This window comes from Streptomyces sp. NPDC006798 (genome assembly GCF_040635975.1).
Classification (GTDB): domain Bacteria; phylum Actinomycetota; class Actinomycetes; order Streptomycetales; family Streptomycetaceae; genus Streptomyces.
The window spans coordinates 62,427-79,546 of the sequence record NZ_JBEYIS010000038.1 but is presented as its reverse complement, the minus strand read 5'-3'; the positions used below and the strand labels follow the sequence as shown (position 1 = coordinate 79,546).

Annotated in this window: 16 protein-coding genes; 8 read left to right on the top strand and 8 right to left on the bottom strand. The window is 74.3% G+C overall.

Annotation, left to right across the window (positions count from 1 at the left end; translation table 11 throughout):
* Both ABZ714_RS24180 and ABZ714_RS24175 read right to left on the bottom strand, forming a co-directional pair.
* Nucleotides 1-1,323: BTAD domain-containing putative transcriptional regulator (locus tag ABZ714_RS24180; RefSeq protein WP_358827395.1), on the bottom strand; the 1,323-nt coding region annotated here is incomplete at its 3' end.
* Nucleotides 1,324-1,379: 56 nt separating this feature from the next.
* Complete coding sequence (locus ABZ714_RS24175) at nucleotides 1,380-1,901, bottom strand: MOSC domain-containing protein (protein ID WP_358827394.1); 522 nt, start codon at nucleotides 1,899-1,901, stop codon at nucleotides 1,380-1,382.
* Between the two features lie 171 nt (nucleotides 1,902-2,072).
* On the opposite strand from ABZ714_RS24175, the gene ABZ714_RS24170 reads away from it, so the two are divergent.
* From ABZ714_RS24170 to ABZ714_RS24155, 4 genes are all read left to right on the top strand, one after another.
* A complete protein-coding gene (locus ABZ714_RS24170; protein WP_358827393.1) occupies nucleotides 2,073-2,288 on the top strand; it encodes a hypothetical protein in 216 nt (71 codons plus the stop codon).
* 116 nt (nucleotides 2,289-2,404) lie between these two features.
* Complete coding sequence (locus ABZ714_RS24165) at nucleotides 2,405-2,920, top strand: SRPBCC family protein (RefSeq protein WP_358827392.1); 516 nt, start codon at nucleotides 2,405-2,407, stop codon at nucleotides 2,918-2,920.
* Between the two features lie 229 nt (nucleotides 2,921-3,149).
* On the top strand, nucleotides 3,150-3,932 hold the full coding sequence (gene nagB, locus ABZ714_RS24160) for a glucosamine-6-phosphate deaminase (RefSeq protein WP_358827391.1): 783 nt from the start codon (nucleotides 3,150-3,152) through the stop codon (nucleotides 3,930-3,932).
* 246 nt (nucleotides 3,933-4,178) lie between these two features.
* A complete protein-coding gene (locus ABZ714_RS24155; RefSeq protein WP_358827390.1) occupies nucleotides 4,179-5,627 on the top strand; it encodes a globin domain-containing protein in 1,449 nt (482 codons plus the stop codon).
* On the opposite strand, the gene ABZ714_RS24150 is transcribed toward ABZ714_RS24155, so the two are convergent.
* From ABZ714_RS24150 to ABZ714_RS24125, 6 genes are all read right to left on the bottom strand, one after another.
* On the bottom strand, nucleotides 5,599-6,993 hold the full coding sequence (locus ABZ714_RS24150) for an NADP-dependent succinic semialdehyde dehydrogenase (protein ID WP_358827389.1): 1,395 nt from the start codon (nucleotides 6,991-6,993) through the stop codon (nucleotides 5,599-5,601). The two genes, ABZ714_RS24155 and ABZ714_RS24150, sit on opposite strands and share 29 nt — an antisense overlap.
* A 183-nt stretch (nucleotides 6,994-7,176) precedes the next feature.
* Nucleotides 7,177-7,560, bottom strand: a complete 384-nt coding sequence (locus ABZ714_RS24145; protein ID WP_358827388.1) for a hypothetical protein — start codon at nucleotides 7,558-7,560, stop codon at nucleotides 7,177-7,179.
* Nucleotides 7,557-8,327: a DUF6629 family protein gene (locus ABZ714_RS24140; RefSeq protein ID WP_358827387.1), complete on the bottom strand. Its 771-nt coding sequence runs from the start codon at nucleotides 8,325-8,327 to the stop codon at nucleotides 7,557-7,559. Before ABZ714_RS24140 ends, ABZ714_RS24145 begins: the two co-directional genes overlap by 4 nt.
* Nucleotides 8,328-8,341: 14 nt before the next feature.
* Nucleotides 8,342-9,136, bottom strand: coding sequence for a carbon-nitrogen hydrolase family protein (locus tag ABZ714_RS24135; protein ID WP_358827386.1), 795 nt, complete (start codon nucleotides 9,134-9,136; stop codon nucleotides 8,342-8,344).
* A 204-nt stretch (nucleotides 9,137-9,340) separates the two neighbouring features.
* Nucleotides 9,341-9,724, bottom strand: coding sequence for a VOC family protein (locus ABZ714_RS24130; RefSeq protein ID WP_358827385.1), 384 nt, complete (start codon nucleotides 9,722-9,724; stop codon nucleotides 9,341-9,343).
* Nucleotides 9,725-10,204: 480 nt separating this feature from the next.
* Nucleotides 10,205-10,546, bottom strand: coding sequence for a hypothetical protein (locus tag ABZ714_RS24125; protein WP_358827384.1), 342 nt, complete (start codon nucleotides 10,544-10,546; stop codon nucleotides 10,205-10,207).
* 329 nt (nucleotides 10,547-10,875) lie between these two features.
* Between ABZ714_RS24125 and ABZ714_RS24120 the strand changes: the two genes are divergently transcribed.
* The 4 genes from ABZ714_RS24120 (at nucleotide 10,876) to ABZ714_RS24105 (ending at nucleotide 17,068) form a co-directional block, all read left to right on the top strand.
* Nucleotides 10,876-12,777, top strand: coding sequence for a methylmalonyl-CoA mutase family protein (locus tag ABZ714_RS24120; protein WP_358827383.1), 1,902 nt, complete (start codon nucleotides 10,876-10,878; stop codon nucleotides 12,775-12,777).
* Nucleotides 12,774-14,972, top strand: coding sequence for a methylmalonyl-CoA mutase (scpA, locus tag ABZ714_RS24115; RefSeq protein WP_358827382.1), 2,199 nt, complete (start codon nucleotides 12,774-12,776; stop codon nucleotides 14,970-14,972). The genes ABZ714_RS24120 and scpA overlap by 4 nt, the downstream gene beginning before the upstream one ends.
* Before the next feature lie 37 nt (nucleotides 14,973-15,009).
* A complete protein-coding gene (gene meaB / locus ABZ714_RS24110) occupies nucleotides 15,010-15,996 on the top strand; it encodes a methylmalonyl Co-A mutase-associated GTPase MeaB (RefSeq protein ID WP_358827381.1) in 987 nt (328 codons plus the stop codon).
* A 478-nt stretch (nucleotides 15,997-16,474) separates the two neighbouring features.
* Nucleotides 16,475-17,068, top strand: a complete 594-nt coding sequence (locus tag ABZ714_RS24105) for a putative glycolipid-binding domain-containing protein (RefSeq protein WP_358827380.1) — start codon at nucleotides 16,475-16,477, stop codon at nucleotides 17,066-17,068.
* The last annotated feature ends 52 nt before the right edge of the window (nucleotides 17,069-17,120 follow it).

Here is a 17,120-nt window from a genome sequence, read left to right as displayed (position 1 = left end):
CACCCCCGCACACACCCCCAACACCCGCTCCACCACCACCGCCACCGCACCCACCACATGCTCACAATTGTCCAGAACCAACAACAACCGCCGCCCACACAGAAACTCCACCAGCCGGGTGAGCGGATCGGCGGGCGGGCCGGAGGAGCGGGCCGGGAGTGCGGGCTCGCGGACGCCGAGGGCCGTGAGGACGGCGTCCGCCACGGCCGCCTCGTCGCGTACGGGGGCGAGTTCGGCCAGCCAGACGCCGTCCGGATGGTCGTCGGGCCGCGTGCGGTCGGCGACTTCGACGGCGAGCCGGGTCTTGCCCGCGCCGCCGGGTCCGGTGAGGGTCACCAGCCGGTGGGCGGCCAGCGCCGCCGCCACCTCGCCGAGTTCGTCGTTCCGGCCGACGAAGGAGGTGAGCCGGGCGGGGATATTGCCCCTTCGGGGGGCCCGGTGCGCGGGCGGGTACGGGAGGGGGGAGGCGAACGGCGGCGGTGTCGGGGAGGGGGCCGCGGGGCTTCCGCCGGTACGGCCGGCCCGGCCGGTGACCCCGTCTCCGGCCCCGTCCGCGTATCCGGCTCCCCGGCTCGCCGGGCCGCCGCCCGCGAGCAGGCGGCCGTACAGGGCGCGGAGTTCCGGTCCCGGCCGGGTGCCGAGCCGGTCGGCGAGCCCGCTTCTGACCTCCTCGTACGCCGCCAGCGCCGCGGCCTCGCGCCCGGTCTCGGCGAGCGCCCTGATCCGTAGGGCCTGGGCGGGTTCGTCGAGGGGCGCGGCGGCGGCGAGCGCGGTCAGTTCGGGGAGGACGGCGGCGGCCCGGCCGAGCGCGACGGCGGCGGCCGCGGCACCGAGCCGGGCCTCGGCGTGGCGGCGGGAGGCGCGGACGGCGAGCGGGTCGGTGGCGCCGTCGGGCAGGTCCAGCAGCGGCGGCCCCTGCCAGAGGGCGAGTGCTTCGTCGAGGACGCGGGCGGCGTCGGCGGGGCGGCCGCCCTCGAGTGCGGCCAGTCCCTCCGCGGTCAGGCGTTCGAAGCGGAACACGTCGACGGCGTCGGGTCCGACCGTCAGCCGGTAGCCGCCGGGAGTCAGTTCGACGGCGTCCCGGCCGACGGCCCGCCGCAGCCGTCCGATCAGCGCCTGGAGTGCGGCGATTCCGCCGCCGTCGCCGGGGTCCGGGGCGTCGGCGGAACGGATCCGCTCCGCGAGTGCCCCGGGGGCCACGGCCCGGCCGCCCTCGGCGGCGAGGGCGGTCAGCAGGGCCCGCAGCCGGGGTCCGCCGAGTACGGCGTCGGTGCCGTCGGGCCGGACCGCGCGGACGGGTCCGAGTACGTGGTAGCGGAGCATCACCGGCCCATTCTGCCCGGCCGGAACGGGCCCGGGTGCCGCCGGACGCCCCCGGGTCAAACCCGGTCGAGAGGGCGGTGCGGCGGGGGCGGGAGCCGGACCACGCCCGGGTCGCCGGGGCGGACCTCGCCGCCCGTTCCGACCACGCTCATGATCCCCGCTCCGCGGACGGCGTTCCCGTCGGCGTCCCGGCCGACGACCTGTTTCAGCAGCCCGTCCCGGAAGGCGTCGATCTGGCGGCAGGGGTTGCGCAGCCCGGTCACCTCCAGCACCGCGTGATCGCCGATCGCGAGCAGGGTGCCGGTGGGGAGTCCGAGCAGGTCGATTCCCCTGGTGGTGATGTTCTCTCCGAGGTCGCCGGGTCGTACGGTGAAGCCCGCCGCCGCGACCTCGGCGAGGAGTTCCTCGTGGATGAGGGGCACCTGGCGCGGATTGGGCCGGGTCGGGTCCCGGGCGACGCGCGAGCGGTGTTCGACGGTCGCCCCGGCGTGGACGTCGCCGAGTTCGACGCTCTCCCGGTTCGGTTTGGCGAAGGAGTACACGCCGCTGCTGCTGACGGCCGTTACCGTCCCGCTCATCGCCGAACCCCCGGATCCGCTGGTACGCGCCCTCCGTCACGACCCTGACCGCGGCGTTCCGCCGCCGGGTGTCCCCGGGGGAGGGTGATTTCGGCGGACGGCCGCGCGGCGACGCCCGGCCCGGCGGGGCGGCGCGGCGGCGTTGTCGGACCCGTGGTGGAGACTGGTGCCATGGTCGCTCGTCGTCGTTCGTGTCCCGTGTGCCACCGTGAGATCGCCGTTGTCGCGGGGCGGTTCGCCCGGCACGACCCGGCCGCGTCCCGGACGGGCGCCGAGCTGGTGTCCTGCCCGGGTTCGCGGAGTACGGCGCCGTACGAGTCGGTGCTCCAGCCGTCGCTCGACGGGGTGGCGGTGCCGGTGTTCCCGGGGCAGCTGCCGTTGTTCTGACTCCACTGTTCCGCCCGGGTTCCGGCTCAGCCGGAAGGTGGTCCCGGGCGGCCGTCCGGGGGCCGTTGTCAGTGGCACGTCCTAGCGTGGGGGCACCCGAGTGAAGGAGCAGAGCCATGGCATCTCCCGTCCCCACCGGCCGCTTGCTGGCATGTGACGACGGCGGTACGGCGCTCGCCCTGGCCCGGACGCTCACGGCGCCGCCGGAGGACGTCTGGGCGCATCTGACGGATCCGGCGCGGACGGCGCTCTGGTTCGGTCCGTGGCGGGGCGAGCCGGGGCCCGGCGCGACGGTGGAGGTGCGTACCGCCTTCGAGGAGGGGGCCGGGTGGAGCCCGCTCCACATCGAGGCGTGCGAGCCGCCTCGGCGGCTGCTGGTGGCGACGGACCCGGCGGCCGAGTCCTGGCGGCTGGAGGTCCTGGTGTCCGCCGGGGGCAGCCGGACGTCGGTGGAGCTGCGTCATCTGCTGCCCGAGGGGCCGGTGACGGGCCTCGGGGAGATAGGCCCCGGCTGGGAGTACTACCTGGACATGTTCACGGCGTCGTTCGCCGGTGTGCCGCTGCCCGCGTTCACGGCGTACTACCCGGCCCTGCGGGGGTTCTACGAGGAGCTGCCCCGTACGGGCGGCTGAACGGGCGCCGCGGTCCGGACGAGACCACCCGGGGTGAAGGGCCCCGGGTCCGGGTCCGCGGAAGTCATGGGCGGCCCCCCGGTCGGTGCCTTCGTGACCTGGCGGCTTTCCCGCCGGACACACGAGGGGCGGGATACGCGACAGCACGCCCTCACACCCGGTAGATTGGTCTACACCATTGCGCAGACCGACTGCCACCCAGCGTGCGCACACACAGACAGGGACTTCCGTGGAAGTTGTCATCGTTCCGGATGCCGCCGCCGGCGGCGAACTGATCGCCGAGGCCATGGCCGCCCTGCTGCGGCGGAAGCCCGACGCCCTTCTGGGGGTCGCCACCGGGTCCACCCCGCTGCCCGTCTACCAGGCCCTGGCGGCCAAGGTCCGGGCGGGCGAGGTGGAGATGTCCGGGGCGCGGATATGCCAGCTGGACGAGTACGTCGGTCTGCCCGCGGGCCACCCCGAGTCCTACCGTTCCGTGGTGCTGCGGGAGGTCGTGGAGCCGCTGGGGCTGCCCGAGTCCTCCTTCATCGGCCCCGACGGCGCCGCCGACGACGTGGCGGCCGCCTGTGCCGCCTACGACCGGGCGCTGACCGAGGCGGGCGGAGTGGACCTCCAGCTGCTGGGCATCGGCACCGACGGCCACATCGGCTTCAACGAGCCCTGCTCGTCGCTGGCGTCCCGGACCCGGATCAAGACGCTGACCGAGCAGACCCGCAAGGACAACGCGCGCTTCTTCGACAGCGTCGACGAGGTGCCCCACCATGTGATCACCCAGGGCATCGGCACCATCCTGGAGGCCCGCCACCTGGTGCTGCTGGCGACCGGCGAGGCCAAGGCCGACGCCGTGGCGCTGGCCGTCGAGGGGCCCCTGTCGGCCCTGGTGCCCGCCTCCGCCCTCCAGCTCCACCCGCACGCCACGATCGTGGCGGACGAGGCCGCGGCGTCCCGGCTCAAGCTCGGCGACTACTTCCGCGCCACCTACGCGGCGAAGCCCGCGTGGCAGGGCATCTGAACCACCCCGTCGAAACCGGTTCCGGCCACCGGCCGGTACCCGCCGCCTCGGCGCGGGAACCGGTCGGCTTCGGCGGGTAACCGGCTTGACGTACCGGAGGGCCGCCGGGTGTACCGATTCCGTCCCGGCCGAAACAAATCCAGCGTTCAACGGCCCCTCTCGGCCCCGGGGTTGATACGGTGCGCTGGCCCGGCGCCGCCCGCGCGCGCCGGGCGGCGTGCGACGTGCGGCCCCGGGGGGAACCACATGGACGACGACAACGCCGGGCCCGGCGGCCGGGCCGAAGGAGCCGGGACGTCCTCGACGTCACCCGGCGCACCGGGCCGCCGAGGCGCGGCCTTACCGGGCGGCGAGGGCGATATCGCCGCCGTCCGGACCAGCCTGGAGCGGGTCAGACGCCGCTCGGGGCATGTGATCCGGTACTTCTACGCCCATTTGTTCAGCCGCCATCCCCATCTGCGGTCCCTGTTCCCCGAGGTGATGGACGACCAGTACGACCGGATGTTCTCGGCCCTGGTCCATGTCGTGGAACATCTGACCCATCCCGGCCTGCCCGCCCGGCTGGAGCGGCTCGGCCGCGACCACCGCAGGTTCGGGGTGGCCGACGCGGACTATCCGGCGGTCGGGGCCAGCCTGGTCGCCGCCCTCCGCCATCACTCCCAGGCCACCTGGGACCCCCGGACCGAGGCCGCCTGGCTGCGGACGTACGAGGGGATCGCCGCCCATATGGCGGCCGGGGCCCGCCGCTCCGCCGCCGCCCGGGAGACCGTCTGCTGGGAGGCGACGGTCCTCACCCACCGGCTGCACGGCGACCACACCGCCGTGATCCGGGCCGCCGTCCGCACCCCTTACCCCTGGCTGCCGGGGCAGTACGCCACCCTGGAGCACCAGGACCTGCCCGGGGTGTGGCGGCCCTACTCCCTGGCGGGTGTGGTCCGGCCGACCCCCGCGGGCGCGGCCGAGCGGGAACGCGTCCTGGAGTTCCATGTGGGCCGGGTGCCGGGCGGGCGGCTCAGCCGGGTGCTGTGCGACGCGACCCGGCCCGGCCAGCGGCTCAGGCTCGGCCCGGCGTCGGGTTCGGCGCTCGCCCCGCCGCCCGGTACCCCGGCCGTCACCCTGATCGCCGCCGGTACGGGCTGGGCGCCGGTCAAGCCGGTCCTCGCCGAACTGCTGCGCCGCCGTCCGGCGCCCCGGATCCGGGTGGACGCGGTCGCCAGCGGCGAGGCCCATTTCTACGACGGGGCGTTCCTGGACGGTCTGCTGCGCGACCGGCCGTGGCTGAGCGCCTACTGGTGGTACGAGGAGCGGGGCGAGGGCCTGATCCGGGCGGCCGAGCGGCTCCACGAGCATCTGCGGGCCCGCCGGGACTGGGCCGACGAGAGCGTCTATCTCTGCGGTCCTCCCGGGTTCGTCCACGAGACGGCCGAGCTGCTGTTCGCCTGCGGGCTGCCGCCGGACGCCCTGATCCGCGACCCGCAGCCGATGCCCGCCGGGCGGCGCGGCCATGTGTCGCACGCGGAGGCCTGTCTCGACGCGCCGTCGGTGCGGTGGATCGATCCGGACGCCCGGCTGCGGGCCTTCCCCGATCCCGGGGAATCCGGGGATCCGGACCGGGCCGGCCGGGACGCCGCCCCGGCCGCCGTGGCCCCGCCGGGCCCCGCCGCCGTCAGGGGCGGCCGTACCAGACGGTGGTGACCTCGCAGAATTCGCGGATGCCCTGGCCGGACAGCTCCCGGCCGTAGCCGGAGCGTTTGACGCCGCCGAAGGGGAAGGCGGGATGGGAGGCCGTCATCCCGTTGAAGAACACCCCTCCGGCGTCGATCTCCCGGGCGCAGCGGGCCATCTCCCGCTCGTCGCGGGTCCAGACGTTCGAGCTGAGGCCGAAGGGGGTGTCGTTGGCGAGGGTGATCGCCTCGTCCAGGTCGGCGGCCCGGTAGACGGTGGCGACGGGTCCGAACGCCTCCTCGCGGTGGATCCGCATCGCCGGGCCGACTCCGGTGAGCACGGTCGGCTCGTAGTACCAGCCGGGTCCGGCGCCCTGCGGGCGGGCGGCGCCGCACAGGGCCCGGGCGCCGAGGGCCAGGGCGTCGGCGACCAGTTCCTCCAGATCGGCCCGGCCGCGTTCGGTGGCGACCGGTCCGATCTCGGTCGTCTCGTTCAGCGGATCGCCGACGACCAGGGCCCTCATGGCCTCGGTGAAGCGGTCGCAGAACGCGTCGTGGACATCGGTGTGGACGATGAACCGTTTGGCCGCGATGCACGACTGGCCGTTGTTCTGGGTCCGGGCGGTGACGGCGGTCTCCACGGCGCGGCCGAGGTCGGCGGTGGGCAGGACCAGGAAGGGATCGCTGCCGCCCAGCTCCAGGACGGTCTTCTTGACCTCGTCGCCCGCGACGGCGGCGACGGCCCGCCCGGCCGGTTCGCTGCCGGTGAGGGTCGCGGCGGCGACCCGGGGGTCGCGCAGTACGCCCTCGACGGCGTCCGAGCCGATCAGCAGGGTCTGGAAGCAGCCCGCCGGCCAGCCCGCGCGGCGGAACAGCTCCTCCAGGTAGAGGGCGGTCCTGGGCACGTTGGAGGCGTGTTTCAGCAGGGCCGTGTTGCCCGCCATCAGGGCGGGGGCGGCGAACCGTACGACCTGCCAGAGGGGGAAGTTCCACGGCATCACCGCGAGGACCGTGCCCACCGGCCGGTACCGTACGACGACCCGGGTGGCGCCCGAGTCGGCGACGTCGGTGGGGTCGGGGTGCTCGTCGGCGAGCAGCCCCTCGGCCCGGGCCGCGTACCACCGCATGGTCCGGGCGCATTTCGCGGCCTCGGCCCTGGCCTGGGTGAGCGGCTTGCCCATCTCGGTGGTCATGGTGCGGGCGATGTGTTCGGCGTCCTCCTCCAGGAGTCCGGCGGTACGGAGCATCAGCCGGGCCCGGTCGGGGAAGCCGGTGGTGCGCTGGCCGGTGAACGCCTCGTGGGCGAGGGCGAGCCGTTCCTCGATCTCACCCGGCCCCATCGGCTCGAAGGTGCCGAGGGTCTCCCCGGTGGCGGGGTTCACCGTGGCGATGGGCATGGCGCTCTCCTCCTGGGTGCCGCGGGGCGGCGGCCGGTACGGCGGCGGGCGCGGACCGTGGCGGTGACCGTCCGGCCGGCGCCCTTCGACCCTCGCCCGGCGGGCCCGTCCCCGCAACGCGACGGCCGGGCCGTGAAGGGGCCCGGCGGGTCCGCCGGGGCGGTCGCGGCCGGGCCGGGGCGGTCAGGCCGCCCGGCTGAGCAGCCGCAGCTGGACGTCCTTCTCCTGGTCGCCCGCCGCCGTGCCCTGCCGTTCGACCCGGAACCCGGTGGTGAGGGTTTCCGTCATCCGGTCGACGGCCCAGTAGCCGCCCTGCATCTCGGCCTCCACCGGGCTCGCCAGCGATACGGGGCCGGACGGGGGCCGGGCGGAGGCTGCGTCGAAGGTGGCGGTCCAGACGGTGGGGTGGTCAGGGGAGACGTACTCGGGCCGGTCGGCGGCGCCCCGGTCGCAGTCGTAGGAGTGCCGCAGGAACTCGAAGACGGTGTGGGCGTCCTCCTTGGCGCAGCCGCTGATGGTCACCACGACGGGTTCGGTGTGCTGATCGGGCCTGTTCACGGTGGTCACGGTGGTCCCTCCTCCTCCGGTGCGGGCCGTCGCGCGGCCCGCGAAGGGGTGTCGTCTCCAGCCTCGCGCGCCCCGGGCCGGGAGGCGAATCGGGTGCCGGTCCCGGGCCGGGTACCCGGGTCGCGGCCCGTCCACACCAGGATCAGTACGGAGGCGACCGCCGCCAGGGCGCACCAGGTGGAGACGAACGCGTTCCGCCAGAGCAGGGCGCAGGCCACCGCGCCCGCCCCGGTGACGGCGCCGAGCAGCCGCAGTACCGGGTCGCGGGCGAGCAGCAGCGCGCCGACGGTGGCCAGCAGATAGCCGGTGATCACGGCGGCGGGGGCGGGCAGCCCGACGGCGTAGCCGACGGTCCGCCCGTGGATCTCGGCGGTCACGGTCGTGGTGGCCAGCCGGTGGGCGAGGACGGCGGAGGTGACGGCCCCGACGGCGAGGGGGACGGCGATCCGGAGCGGTACGGCCGGGAGCCGTCCGGTGGGGGTCCGGCCGGGCAGGGTGGCGGCGGCGACGGCGAGCGGGAGCCAGAGCGGCAGCAGCGGCAGGGCGATCACGGCCCAGACGAGGACGGGGGTCCCGGTGCCGCCGCCGTCGTGCCAGAGCCGGGCCTCCACGATCTGGTGGGCGCCGAGGAGGAGCGGCAGGGCGGCGAGCGGCAGATCGCGGGTCCGGCGGGCCGGGTCGCCGCGGAGTACGCGTACGACGCAGACGGCTCCCGCGGCCCCGATCGCGGTGCCCGCGACGAGGTCGGCGGTCGCGCTCCAGCACACGGCCCGGCCCCGGGCTACCGCAGTTTGCGGTTGGCGAGGACGGGGATCGCCGCCCGTACGCCGGCCACCTCGTCGGGGTCGATATCGGCGACCAGCAGCCCGGGGCCGGACATCAGCCGCTCCCGTACGGTGCCGTCGGGGCCGACGAGGGCGCTGTGGCCGATTCCGGTGGGTGCCCGGCCGGTGACGGCGGTCCCGGAGGCGGCCGGGTCGGCCTGGTCGACGGCGGCGACCCAGAGGGTGGCGTCGAGGGCCCGGGCGCGGACCAGCAGCTCCCACTGGTCACGTTTGCCCTCGCCCGCGCCCCAGGAAGCGGGCAGCAGGGAGAGGACGGCTCCGGCGTCGGCGTGGGCCCGGAAGAGTTCGGGGAACCTGACGTCGTAGCAGGTGGCGAGGCCGATGGTCAGTCCGTCGAGGTCGAAGGTGACGACCTGTGATCCGGCGGCGACGGTGGTGGACTCGGTGAAGCCGAAGGCGTCGTAGAGATGGATCTTGTCGTAGGAGGTCTCCACACCGGGCCCGGTGACCAGCAGGGTGTTGGTGACCCTGCCGTCGTCGGCGGGGGTGAACATCCCGGCGACGACCACCAGACCGGTCTCCTTGGCGATCTGCCGCACCTCGGTGGCCCAGGGCCCGTCGAGGGGTTCCGCGAGGGGTGCCAGCGGGGTGCCGAAGCGGGCCATGGTGGCTTCGGGGAAGACCACGAGCCGTGCTCCGGCGTCGGCGGCGAGCCGGGCCTGTTCCCGGACGAGTCCGAGGTTGCGGACCGGTTCGGGTCCGGCGGTGAGCTGGCTCAGGGCGATACGCATGGACGTCCCCCAGAAGGGTCGCGGCGGTCCCGGTCCGGTTCGGCCCGGGTCTCGACTCCCAGGATCCTCCAGTCCGTCTTCCGGCGGGGCGCGGGGGCCGATTCGGCCTGTCCCGGCGCCCGGACAGCCGGTGCCGGGACACCGCGGAACGGCCTCCGGGCGGGCGGCCGGTTCGTACCCGGCGGCAGTTCGCGGGGCGGGGCGTCAGCCGGTGCCGTCCGGTGGGCGGGCGGCGGGCGGCTGGTGGAGTCCGAACGGCGATCCCTGGTCGTCGTGGCAGAAGGTGAACCGGCCGAAGCGGGCCGTGCCGGCCCCGTCCTGTTCGAGGTCGAAGTCGTCGACCCGGCCGCCGAGTTCGACGACCCGGGCGAGGGCGGCCGACATGTCGTCGACCCGGAAGAAGACATACGGGCCCGCGCCGGTGTCACCGCCGTGGATTCCGCCCGGCACGTTCGGGGTGCGGACCTCGTAGCCGCCGCTCTCGCCGCTGCCGGGGCCGAAGGACCAGCCGAGGAGCGCTCCGTAGAACGTCCTGGCCCGGTCCGGGTCGGTCACGCCCAGTTCGACGAAGGAGATCTCACCGGTCATCGGAGGGCCACCTCCTCACCCGCGGGCCGCGTCCGACGGCCCGCCGCCACGGTCCTCTCCACCGTACGGGCGGGCCGGGCGGGCCGCACCCGTACCGGTTCGGAGCCGACCCCGCAATACCCCCTACTCCCCCGCAACTCCTTGACGTGCGGTGACGGCGGCGACCAGGGTGGGACCGCCGTCACCGGGCCATGGACCGGCCGGGTGCGGCGCAAGTCCGCACCGTGCCCCGTGGCCGCGAACCGGCCGCCGCCGGTCGGCGCGCGACGCCCCGCCGGACGTACGGCCCGGACGGCACGGCGGCCCGGCCCCGCCCGGCCGGCCGTGACGCGCGCCCGTGCGCCGGTGCCCCGGATCCTCCCGACGACGAAGCAGGGTGACTCCTTGACCGCAGTGACTTCCGCGCCGCCCTCGGCCCGTGCCCCGGGTGCCGGGTCCCGTCCCTGCCCACCGCCCCACGGCGGCGGGCCGTACCCGGTGTTACGGCACGGTGCAGATGACCATCGGGGTGATGGTGCCGTCCTGGGTCGGGTTGGTATTCCGCGCGGACACCGAGAAGAACTCGCCGGACGGGAACATGCTGGTGAAGAAGATGTCGTTGGCGGCGGCCCCGCCGGTGAACGCGCCGCCGCCGGTGGGCACCGAGCCCGCCGGACACTCCACGGTCACCGTCAGCGAGTGGTCGGCGATGACGGTCTGCTCCTCGCCGATGATCTGGTTGTGCGGGTTCGCCCGTTGAGGGGCGCCCGCGAGGGCCTGGGCGGTGGTGGTGCCCGCGGCGAGCAGGGCGAGGGTCGTCAGGGCGATGGTGAGACGGCGCACGGTCGGCTCCGATGGTCGTACGGGACGAGCCGGAACGGGCTCGGGGGACCTTCCCGGTCTCCGCGGCCGACGCTAGAAGCGGGCAGTTCGGAGCGCACCGGCTGGTGCGCCACTGGAGTCTCGCTGGTGAGCCGCTGGAGTCCCGGTGACACCCGAACGGCACCCTCACCGGACCGCCCGCTCCGCCGTACGACGGTGACGTGCGCGATCACCGTGACAGCGGCGTGCGCGATCACCGCGAACCGGGGCAAAGACGGCCGATCGGCCGAGGGCAAGCTCACACTTGGCGCATCTGCTCCGCAGGTGTGCGGATGTCCTAGCATCCGGGCATGACCGTGCTCCCCGACCGCCCCTACGAGGGGTTCACCCTGGCCGGCGACTTTCCCGACGCCACCCACGAGGAGTGGCGGCGGCTCGTCGCCGGCGTGCTGCGCAAGGCGGGCAAGGACGTTCCCGAGACCGCCGCGGAGGACACGCTCGCCACGCTCGTGGAGGACGGTCTGACCGTCCGTCCGCTGCACACCGCCGAGACCGCGCCCGACCCGGCGGGCGCCGCCGGGTTCCCCGGCTTCGCGCCGTTCGTCCGGGGCGGCAGCCCCGCGGGCGGCACGGTCGCCGGATGGGACGTACGGGCGCGGCACGACCGGCCCGACCCGGCCGCCGCCAACGACGCCGTACTCGCCGATCTGGAGCACGGGACGACGTCCCTGTGGCTGGCCGTGGGGGCGTCCGGTGTCCCCGTCGGCGGTCTGGCCGCCGCGCTCGACGGCGTCCTGCTCGATCTCGCGCCGGTCGTCCTCGACGCCGGGGACGACACCGAGGCCGCCGCCGCCGTCCTCTTCGACCTGCTCCGGACGGGGGACGTACGGCCCGCCCCCGGCGGCAATCTGGGCGCGGATCCGCTCGGGCACGCGGCCCGTACCGGCGGCTACGACACCGTTCCCGAGCGGCTCCGGGCCGCCGCCGGACTGGCCCGCCGCTGCCACGAGCAGTGGCCGGGGCTGCGGGCGCTCACCGTGGACGCGCTGCCGTACCACGAGGCCGGGGCGTCGGCCGCGCAGGAACTGGGCTGTTCCCTGGCGACCGGAGTGGCGCTGCTGCGGGAGCTGACGGCCGCCGGGCTGCCGGTGGACGCGGCCCTGGGGCAGCTGGAGTTCCGCTACGCGGCCGGTGCCGACCAGTTCCTGACGATCGCGAAGCTGCGGGCCGCCCGGCGGATGTGGGGCCGGGTCGCCGAGGCGTGCGGCGCCGGGGCCGGGGCGGGCGCCCAGCGCCAGCACGCGGTCACCTCACCGGTGATGATGGTCCGCCGGGACCCCTGGGTGAACATGCTCCGCACCACGGTCGCCGCGCTCGCGGCCGGGGTCGGCGGCGCGGACGCCGTAACGGTCCTGCCGTTCGATCACGCGCTGGGGCTGCCGGACGCCTCCGCCCGGCGGATCGCCCGGAACACCTCCACGATCCTGCTGGAGGAGTCGGGCGTGGGCCGGGTGATCGATCCGGCGGGCGGCTCCTGGTACGTGGAGCGGCTGACGGACGATCTGGCGCACACCGCCTGGGCCTGGTTCCAGGAGGTGGAGGGTGCCGGGGGCCAGTTCGCGGCGCTCCGGTCCGGTCTGGTGGGCGAGCGGATCGCGGCGGTCTGGGAGGGCCGCCGCGGCAAGCTGGCGACGCGCCGGGAGCCGGTGACGGGGGTGAGCGAGTTCCCGCTGCTCGCCGAGAAGCCGCTGGTCCGCGATCCGGCGCCGGTACCTCCTTCGGGCGGGTTGCCGAGGGTCCGCCGCGACGAGGCGTTCGAGGCGCTGCGGTCCCGTTCGGACGCCTTCCTGGCCGAGACGGGGTCCCGGCCGAGGGTCTTCGTCGCGGCGCTCGGCCCGGCCGCCGCGCATACGGCGCGGGCCTCCTTCGCGGCCAATCTGTTCGCGGCGGGCGGTATCGAACCGGTCCACGACCCGGTGACGGTGGACGCCGCGTCGGCCGCCGCCGCCTTCACGGCGTCCGGGGCCGAACTGGTCTGCCTCTGCTCCAGCGACCGGCTCTACGCCGAGCGGGCGACCGAGGTCGCCGAGGCGCTCAAGGCGGCCGGGGCGCGCCGGATCTATCTCGCCGGACGCCCCGGTGAGCTGCGGGAGTCGTACGAACGGGCCGGGGTGGACGAGTTCGTGTTCGCGGGCGGTGACGCCGTGGCCGTCCTCACCCGGGCTCTCGATCTGATCGGAGTGGCGCCGTGACCATCCCCGACTTCACCGGGATCGCGCTGGGGCGGGGCGTGTCCGCCGCCGACCAGGACCGCTGGCGCGCCGCGGTCAAGGAGTCCACCGGGCGGGACGTGGACGACCTGGTGTGGGAGACCCCGGAGGGGATTCCCGTGAAGGCGCTGTACACGGCGGACGATCTGGCCCCGGTGGATTTCCTGGGAACGTATCCGGGGATCGCGCCGTTTCTGCGGGGCCCGTATCCGACGATGTACGTCAACCAGCCCTGGACGGTGCGGCAGTACGCCGGGTTCTCCACCGCCGAGGAGTCCAACGCCTTCTACCGGCGCAATCTGGCGGCCGGTCAGAAGGGGCTCTCCGTCGCGTTCGACCTGCCCACGCACCGGGGGTACGACTCCGATCACCCCCGGGTCACCGGTGACGTCGGGATGGCGGGCGTCGCGATCGACTCGATCTACGACATGCGGCAGCTCTTCGACGGGATCCCGCTGGACCGGATGAGCGTGTCGATGACCATGAACGGCGCGGTACTGCCGGTACTGGCGCTGTACATCGTGGCCGCCGAGGAGCAGGGGGTGGCGCCGGAGAAACTGGCCGGGACCATCCAGAACGACATCCTCAAGGAGTTCATGGTCCGCAATACCTATATCTATCCGCCGAAGCCGTCGATGCGGATCATCTCCGATATCTTCGCCTTCACCTCGCGGCGGATGCCCCGCTACAACTCCATCTCGATCTCCGGATATCACATCCAGGAGGCGGGGGCGACGGCCGATCTGGAGCTGGCGTACACGCTGGCCGACGGAATGGAGTATCTGCGGGCGGGAATCGGCGCCGGGCTCGATGTGGACGCCTTCGCGCCGCGGCTGTCGTTCTTCTGGGCGATCGGGATGAACTTCTTCATGGAGATCGCCAAGCTGCGGGCCGCCCGGCTGCTCTGGGCGAAGCTGGTCCGCACCTTCGGTCCGGAGAATCCCAAGTCGCTGTCGCTGCGGACGCATTCGCAGACCTCCGGCTGGTCCCTCACCGCGCAGGACGTCTACAACAACGTGACCCGTACCTGTGTGGAGGCGATGGCGGCGACCCAGGGGCACACCCAGTCGCTGCACACCAACGCGCTGGACGAGGCGCTGGCGCTGCCGACGGACTTCTCGGCCCGGATCGCCCGCAACACCCAGCTGCTGCTCCAGCAGGAGTCGGGGACGACCCGGGCGATCGACCCGTGGGGCGGCAGCGCCTATGTGGAGCGGCTGACGTACGATCTGGCGCGCCGGGCCTGGCAGCACATCGAGGAGGTCGAGGCGGCGGGCGGCATGGCGCAGGCCATCGACGCGGGCATCCCCAAGCTGCGGGTGGAGGAGGCGGCGGCCCGGACCCAGGCCAGGATCGACTCCGGCCGTCAGCCGGTGATCGGCGTCAACAAGTACCGGGTCGACTCCGACGAGCAGATCGAGGTGCTGAAGGTCGACAACTCGGCGGTCCGGGTCCGGCAGATCGAGAAGCTGCGGCGGCTGCGCGAGGAACGGGACGAGACCGGCTGCCAGGACGCCCTGCGGGCCCTGACGGCCGCCGCCGGATCGTCGCCGGGACCGGACCTGGAGGGCAATCTGCTGGCGCTGGCGGTCTCGGCGGCCCGGGCGAAGGCGACGGTCGGGGAGATCTCGGACGCCCTGGAGGCGGTCTACGGGCGGCATTCGGGCCAGATCCGTACCATCTCCGGTGTGTACCGAGGTGAAGCGGGACAGTCCCCGTCCGTGGCACGGACCCGGGCCCTGGTCGACCGGTTCGAGGAGGCGGAGGGCCGCCGGCCGCGGATCCTGGTGGCCAAGATGGGCCAGGACGGGCACGACCGGGGACAGAAGGTGATCGCGACGGCCTTCGCCGACCTGGGCTTCGACGTGGACGTCGGCCCGCTGTTCCAGACCCCGGACGAGGTGGCGCGGCAGGCCGTGGAGGCCGATGTGCACATCGTCGGGGTGTCGTCGCTGGCGGCGGGCCATCTGACCCTGGTACCCGCCCTGCGGGAGGAGCTGGCGGCCCAGGGCCGGGAGGACATCATGATCGTGGTCGGCGGGGTGATCCCGCCGCAGGACGTGGCGGCGCTCCACGAGGCGGGCGCGACGGCCGTCTTCCCGCCGGGCACGGTGATCCCCGACGCGGCGCACGACCTGGTGACGACGCTGGCCGCGACCCTGGGGCACGCGTCGTGAGGCGCCGGGCCGGGCGGTGCGGGGGCACGGGGCCGCGATGCCGGTGATCGACCTCGCCGCCTACGCGAAGGGGGTACGGGAGGGCTCCCGGGCCCATGTCGCCCGCGCCGTCACCCTGGTGGAGTCCCGCCGCCCGGACCACCGGCTGCTCGCCCAGGAACTGCTCGGCGAGCTGCTGCCGTCGGCGGGAGGCGCCCGGCGGATCGGTATCAGCGGGGTCCCCGGGGTGGGCAAGTCGACCTTCATCGACGCGCTGGGCACCATGCTGACGGGCCTGGGGCACCGGGTGGCGGTCCTGGCCGTGGACCCCTCGTCCCGGCGGACCGGCGGCTCCATCCTCGGCGACAAGACCCGGATGGAGCGGCTCTCGACGGACCCCGCGGCCTTCGTCCGGCCCTCGCCGTCGGCGGGCACGCTGGGCGGGGTCGCGAAGGCCACCCGGGAGACGATGGTGGTGATGGAGGCCGCCGGGTACGACGTGGTGCTGGTGGAGACGGTGGGCGTCGGCCAGTCGGAGACCGCGGTGGCCCAGATGGTCGACACCTTCCTGCTGCTCACCCTCGCCAGGACCGGCGACCAGCTCCAGGGCATCAAGAAGGGCGTCCTGGAGCTGGCGGACGTGATCGCGGTCAACAAGGCCGACGGCCCCCATGAGCGCGACGCCCGCTCGGCCGCCCGCGAACTGGCCGGGGCGCTCCGGCTGATGCACCCGGCGGACGCGGCGTGGAACCCGCCCGTGCTGTCGTGCAGCGCCCGCGAGTCGGCGGGCCTGGACACGGTGTGGGAGCGGATCGAGCAGCACCGCGAGCTGCTGGTCTCGACCGGGCGGCTGGCCGCGAAACGCCGCGATCAGCAGCTCGACTGGGTGTGGTCGATGGTCCACGACGAGCTGACGGAGCGGCTGCGCACCCATCCGGCGGTCCGGGAGGCGATCCCGGACATGGAGCGCGCGGTCCGCGACGGCGAACTGACGGCGACCCTGGCGGCGCGCCGGATCGTGGCGGCGTTCGAACAGCCGCGCTGAGCCCTGCGGCCCGCGGACAAGGGTGTTTGCCGGACCATCGGAGGTGTAGTAAGTATGGAGGTGAGCCCCCGCCCAGGACCAGGAATCCATATGGACGAGGGCTCCGCTGAAAACCGGTTGTGATCTGAGCCCCGTATGTGGGGGCTCAGATCAGCCCTTCAACCACCTCCCCAGCTTCCACGCGATCCGGACCAGCAGGTCCTCGGTGCGCTGCCGCGGTGATGGCTTCGGCTTCCCGCGACGCCCCATGGGCGCCTCCCCTCGGAACCGGCCGCCGAAATCCCGGTCGACGGCCTCTCTTTCGGATTCGGGCCGGGCCCCGAGGGAGGGGGCCCGGTACGTCCGTGAGGGGAGGCGCACCGCGGTGCGCACGAGCACCCTACCGCCGGATTCCGGGTGCGCCCGACACTCCGTCAACCTTCGTCCCGATGGGTCACCCTCACGGGCGATATGCCATGGCGCGCGTTAGCCTGCCGGTATGAGCGACTCTCCCGTGACACACGTGCTGACCTGGGAAATCGTCGACAACCAGGGGTACGAGACCGCCTGGGTCGACCTCGGTGACGGCAGCCTGGAGGCGCGGGGGCAAGCGGTCGGGATCAGTCCGGAGCCGTACTGGATCGGCTACGCCCTGCGGACCGGGGCGGAGTGGGTCACCCGCGAGCTGAGGGTTACCGCCGAGACCGCCGAAGGGACCCGGGAGCTGGTGCTGGCCCATGACGGGGCGGGGACGTGGACCGTCGACGGGGAGGCGCGGCCCGATCTCGACGGCGCGCTCGACTGCGATCTGGGGCTCTGCCCGCTGACCAACTCCATGCCGGTGCTCAGGCACGGGCTGCACCGGGCCGGGGACGACGAGCGGACGTTCACCATGGCCTGGGTGTCGGTGCCCGATCTGACGGTGCGCCCGTCGGAGCAGACGTACACACCGCTGGGGCCGACGGAGGACGGCGGCGGGCTGGTCCGGTACGAGTCGGGCGACTTCCGCCGGGACGTCGAGTTCGACGCCGACGGCTTCGTCGTGGACTACCCGGATCTGGCGTATCTGATCGGCCGCAGCTCCCGGGGGTGATCGCGGGGCGTACGGCGGGTAGCGTGCGCGGTGTGCCGAGTGAGCGACGATC

Coding starts and splice junctions, on each gene's coding strand:
- ABZ714_RS24175 (WP_358827394.1), bottom strand. CDS start 1,901: ATGAGCGGGACGGTAACGGCCGTCAGCAGCAGCGGCGTGTACTCCTTC.
- ABZ714_RS24170 (WP_358827393.1), top strand. CDS start 2,073: ATGGTCGCTCGTCGTCGTTCGTGTCCCGTGTGCCACCGTGAGATCGCC.
- ABZ714_RS24165 (WP_358827392.1), top strand. CDS start 2,405: ATGGCATCTCCCGTCCCCACCGGCCGCTTGCTGGCATGTGACGACGGC.
- ABZ714_RS24155 (WP_358827390.1), top strand. CDS start 4,179: ATGGACGACGACAACGCCGGGCCCGGCGGCCGGGCCGAAGGAGCCGGG.
- ABZ714_RS24150 (WP_358827389.1), bottom strand. CDS start 6,993: ATGCCCATCGCCACGGTGAACCCCGCCACCGGGGAGACCCTCGGCACC.
- ABZ714_RS24135 (WP_358827386.1), bottom strand. CDS start 9,136: ATGCGTATCGCCCTGAGCCAGCTCACCGCCGGACCCGAACCGGTCCGC.
- ABZ714_RS24130 (WP_358827385.1), bottom strand. CDS start 9,724: ATGACCGGTGAGATCTCCTTCGTCGAACTGGGCGTGACCGACCCGGAC.
- ABZ714_RS24120 (WP_358827383.1), top strand. CDS start 10,876: ATGACCGTGCTCCCCGACCGCCCCTACGAGGGGTTCACCCTGGCCGGC.
- meaB (WP_358827381.1), top strand. CDS start 15,010: ATGCCGGTGATCGACCTCGCCGCCTACGCGAAGGGGGTACGGGAGGGC.
- ABZ714_RS24105 (WP_358827380.1), top strand. CDS start 16,475: ATGAGCGACTCTCCCGTGACACACGTGCTGACCTGGGAAATCGTCGAC.